General features: G+C 63.3%; 4 protein-coding genes and 1 pseudogene. All 5 read left to right on the forward strand.

Annotation, left to right across the window (positions count from 1 at the left end):
- Positions 1-216 precede the first annotated feature (216 nt).
- Positions 217-2,131: pseudogene (locus EN781_RS26360) on the forward strand (DUF4396 domain-containing protein).
- A 91-nt stretch (positions 2,132-2,222) separates the two neighbouring features.
- On the forward strand, positions 2,223-2,384 hold the full coding sequence (locus EN781_RS34515; protein WP_189347868.1) for a hypothetical protein: 162 nt from the start codon (positions 2,223-2,225) through the stop codon (positions 2,382-2,384).
- Between the two features lie 252 nt (positions 2,385-2,636).
- Positions 2,637-3,704 (forward strand): type III polyketide synthase, encoded by a 1,068-nt coding sequence (locus tag EN781_RS26365; RefSeq protein ID WP_126055463.1) that lies wholly within the window; start codon positions 2,637-2,639, stop codon positions 3,702-3,704.
- The gene (locus EN781_RS26370) at positions 3,701-4,423 is read left to right on the forward strand and encodes a class I SAM-dependent methyltransferase (protein ID WP_126055462.1); all 723 of its coding nucleotides are present in this window, start codon (positions 3,701-3,703) and stop codon (positions 4,421-4,423) included. The genes EN781_RS26365 and EN781_RS26370 overlap by 4 nt, the downstream gene beginning before the upstream one ends.
- Positions 4,420-4,761 (forward strand): FAD-dependent oxidoreductase (locus EN781_RS26375; protein ID WP_127400482.1); only part of this gene is annotated, 342 nt, incomplete at its 3' end. The genes EN781_RS26370 and EN781_RS26375, both read left to right, overlap by 4 nt.

Consider the following 4,761-nt stretch of genomic DNA (forward strand, 5'->3'; position numbering starts at 1 on the left):
TCGCCAGGCCTGCCGCCAGAAAACTGCGTCGATGCATGTTTTGCTCCTGGATAGTGAGGAAGTCCGCCGCCGGATACCGTCACGCTAAGGGTTCCAGTTGCTGGAAGGTCAAGCGGGATCGAACTGGCTACTGGACTGCAGTCGGATCGCAATGGCCGCGGCCGCGTTCATGTGCAGGAAATACAACCAGCCGTTTCATGGGACGAGGCCGCAATCATGCTCATCCAGCCGATCGACTATTTCCTCATTGCCTGGTTCGCGATTGCGGCGGCCTCGACCCTCTATGTCGGCATCGACCAGTACCGCAACAACCCCGAACCGGTGGTGATGAAATGGGGTTTTATCCTGGTGACGCTCTATATGGGTCCGCTGGGACTGCTGCTCTATGTATTGGCCGACAAGGAGCCGCGCCCCGGCGAGCATGAGGCCTTCACCAGCCCGCTCTGGAAACAGGGCGTCGGCTCGACCATCCATTGCGTCGCTGGCGATGCCACCGGCATCATCCTCGCCGCCGTCATCACCGCCACGCTCGGCCTGCCCATGTGGCTCGACCTCATCGTCGAATATCTGGCCGGCTTTGCCTTCGGTCTGTTCATCTTCCAGTCGTTGTTCATGAAATCGATGATGGGCGGCACTTACTGGGAGAATGTGCACAAGAGTTTCCTGCCCGAATTCATCTCCATGAATTTCATGATGGCCGGCATGGCGCCGGTCATGAGCTTCCTGATGATGGGCCGCGACATGCGGGCCATGGAGCCGACGGAACTTTTATTCTGGGGTGTGATGTCGATCGGTGTCATCGCCGGTTTTACCCTCGCCTATCCCGCCAATGTGTGGCTGGTTGCACGAAAATTGAAGCACGGGCTGATGACGCAGCGCCCGCCACCCGCCGAGAGGGGCAGTCGGGAACAGCCTGCAAAGAGACAACACGCCCACATGCAGATGCAGCAGGCCGACGCCACTGACCGTCACGGAAGGGGCCACGACATGGCCTCCCGCAAAGGCAAGGACGGCCACCATATGGAGACGGACGCCACAACGGCACAGGTGATTGCGCTCGGGGCGGTTTCCCTGGTCGCGCTCGCAATTGGCATGGCGGCGCCGGCGAACTGGCTGAACCTCACGCTGTCGGCCCGCGACGTTGGCGGGGTGATCATGCCCCAGGGCATGATCATGGATCGCGATACGCCGGCTGACGCCATGCGCGATATGGCAGCCACCAACCCGCGCCTCGTGAGCGCTACCTATGATTTGACGAAAAAAGGCGATCAGGAATTGCCTTTTCGAGTGGAGAACGACGTCAAGGTGTTCGAACTCCGCCCTTCGGTGATCCGCTGGCAGATCCTGCCGAACGTGGCGGTGGATGCCTATGCATATAATGGCCAGATTCCCGGCCCGCGCATTCACATTCGGCAGGGCGACAAAGTGCGGATCAACGTGACTAACGATCTGCCCGAGGAAACGACGATTCACTGGCACGGCATGATCCTGCCGAACCAGATGGATGGGCCAGCGGAGATCACACAAGCGCCGATCGAACCTGGACGGACCTATTCCTACGAGTTCACGGCAACGCAGCACGGAACCTATTTCTACCATCCGCACGCCAAGCCAGACCGGACCCAGGCGCTCGGTCTCTACGGGGCGCTGATCATAGATCCCGCCAATCCTGCCGACGAGGTCGTGGCCGATCATGATTATGTCATCGAGCTGCAGGAATGGCTGGTGCGCGAGGGTCTGACCTATCCGTCGATGCCGATGGACGGCGGCATGCCGAATTTCTTCACTATCAACGGCAGGGCTTATCCTTCAACTGACACTATCAAGATGGAGGTCGGCGAGACGCTTAAGGTGCGCTTCATTGGCACGAACAATGGCTTCATCCACCCGATGCACATCCATGGCGGACCGTTCGAGGTCGTTGCCCGCGACGGCGAGACGATCCCACCCTCGGCGCGCTTCCTTGCCGATTACGATCAATGTCGGCCCGGGGCAGCGGTATGACGCCGTCTGGAAGGCGCAGCGCCCGGGCAAGTGGCTCATCCACTGCCACATCCCGCACCACACGACGAACAACAATGTCGAGGAGAAAGGCGGCGGCGGGCTGATGGTCGTCATCGATGTCACGTGATCGCCGCGATCGGCTTCCTCATCCGGCCATTGCGCCTGGGAGCTTGGAACCCTTGCCGCTCCGGTCGGGTTTATAAGCGAGGCGAACCGCCATGGAAGACAAACAGCCTGCCGAAAACCACCCGGGAAGGATCCTCGCCACCGTGCTGGCGATCTGCCTCATCATCATCGCCTTGTTCTTTATCGGCTTCAGGTATTCGGAGCGCGATCAGGGAGCCTTGATCGTGCCCGGAGCGGTGCAAGGCAGCAAGTGATCGGCCCGAAGCTTTGCCTGACGGACCGAAGATTCCCGCCGGCTCCATGCGCTCGTGGCCGGCGTGCCCTTCGCGCGCGAAAGACACCGTAACACTTTGATTTTGCGTATGATCCTTCCAGAATCTTTTGGACCGCCAGGAAGAAACTGGTTTTCCGAAACGTTTATCGAATAGGCAACGCTCAACGCTTGGCGCCTGTCAGTAGCAAAAACCCCTCCGGCGCATCGCGCCCGAGCCCAGGGAGACAGAAACGTGTCCGCCAGTGCCTATATCAACCGGATCGCGACGGCGGTTCCGCAGCACGACGTCCACCAGTTCTACCTGCGCTACGCAGCCTCGATGCTGGCCCCCGATCGCAGGAGAATATTCGAACGCATGGCCGGCCTCGCCGGCATCGAGCACCGCTTTTCCTGCTTCGCGCCCGCCCTCGAACCCGAAGGGCCGTCGGCCGACTTCGCCGGGACCTTCAGGCGTGGCGCTTTTCCCGGAACGGCCGTCAGAATGGCGATGTTCAGCGAAGCCGCCCCGGTCCTGGCGCAAAGCGGCGTCGACGGGCTGCATCTTGGCGACGAGGCGTCGCGCATCACCCACCTCATCGTTACCACCTGCACCGGTTTCTCCGCGCCCGGTATCGACCTCGATCTGGTTCAGCGCTGCGGCCTGCCGGATGGCATCGAGCGCACGATAATCGGGTTCATGGGCTGCTATGCGGCGGTCAGCGGCCTCAAGCTTGCCCGCCACATCGTCCGCTCCAACCCGCGAGCCAGGATCCTGCTGGTCAATATCGAAATATGCACCTTGCACATCAGGGAGACCGACGAGCTGGAAAAGCTGCTCTCTTTCTGCCTTTGGGGCGATGGCTGCGCGGCGACGCTCGTGACCGCCGAGCCGCCCGGCATCGAGCTCGACTCCTTCTGTTGCGCCGTCGCCGACGAGCAGCGGGACCTGATGACCTGGGATATCCGCGACCACGGCTTCGACATGTTTCTTTCCGGCAAGGTCCCGGGGGCGGTCCAGCAAGCGTTGCGAAGCAGCCAGGACGCAATCCTTGGTGGCCGGCCGCCGGAGGCGATCGACCTCTGGGCCGTGCATCCCGGCGGGCGCAGCATTCTCGACGCCGTCGAAAGGGCGCTCGCTCTCGAACCGGCCGCGCTCGAGCCGTCGCGCGAGGTGCTGCGCCGCTACGGCAACATGTCGTCTGCGACGGTCATGTTCGTGATGGAGGAGATGCTGAAGAGGCCCGGCGGACTGCTGGGCTGCGGCATGTCTTTCGGACCCGGCCTGACGGCCGAGACCATGCTGTTCAGGACCGTCTCATGACCGCGCTCGCGCAGCGCAGCCTCGTCCCGGAAATCCTGGATGGGCTCGCCGCCGACGATGCGCGGGCGCTGCGCTCGCGCCGCGATCTCGCCCGCATCAACGCGCTGATGTTCCAGGCGCCGATCATGGCCATGCTGCTGCGGAAATTCTTGCCGAAGCCGCCCGAGCGCATTCTGGAGATCGGCGCGGGCGACGGCACTTTCATGCTCAAGGTGGCCCGCCGCTTGGCCACCGATTGGCCCGGGGTGGAACTGACGATGCTCGATCGCGTCGGTCTCGTCACGCCAGCGCTCGCCGCCGATTTCGCCAGGCTGGGATGGAAGCTCGAAACCGTCACTGCCGACGTCGTCGACTGGGCGCAGAAGACGGACGGCAGGCCCTTCGACGCGATCACGGTCAACCTGTTCTTGCATCATTTCGACGACGCCGGACTGCTGCGCCTGTTTTTGCTTTTGCGGCGCAAGGCTCCGCTCATCCTGGCGACAGAACCGCTGCGGGCGAATTGGGCGCTGGCCGCGGCGCGGCTTCTATGGGCGATCGGCGCCAATGATGTCACCAGGCATGACGCCCCTCAGAGTGTGCGCGCCGGCTTCCGCGGCCGCGAGCTTTCCAGCCTCTGGAGCGCTGCCGGCGGCAGACCGCTCGAGGAACGGCGCGCCGGAGCCTTCTCGCATGTCTTCGTCGGCGCGAGCTCGATGCCGGCCGTGGACGCGCCATGAGGCGGCCGTCCACCCACGACGCGATCGTTATCGGCGCCGGCCCCGCGGGAACGTCGATTGCGCTGGCGCTTGCCCGGCGCGGGTGGGGCGTGGCGATCGTGGAAAAGAACATGTTTCCGCGCCGCAAGGTGTGCGGCGAATACATCTCGGCAAGCAATCTCACGCTTCTCGACCGGCTCGGGATCGGCGATGCATGGCGCGCCGAAGCCGGTCCCGAAATCCGCCGCGTCGGGCTCTTTTCCGGCGACGCCTGCATCGAGGCCGAGATGCCGGGCGCAAGGCTCGGGCCGGCGGCAAGAGCCGGCTTCGGCCGCGCGCTGGGCCGCGACGTTCTGGAT

Source organism: Mesorhizobium sp. M4A.F.Ca.ET.090.04.2.1, assembly GCF_003999085.1.
In the GTDB taxonomy this organism is placed as follows: domain Bacteria; phylum Pseudomonadota; class Alphaproteobacteria; order Rhizobiales; family Rhizobiaceae; genus Mesorhizobium.

Coding starts and splice junctions, on each gene's coding strand:
- EN781_RS34515 (WP_189347868.1), top strand. CDS start 2,223: ATGGAAGACAAACAGCCTGCCGAAAACCACCCGGGAAGGATCCTCGCC.
- EN781_RS26370 (WP_126055462.1), top strand. CDS start 3,701: ATGACCGCGCTCGCGCAGCGCAGCCTCGTCCCGGAAATCCTGGATGGG.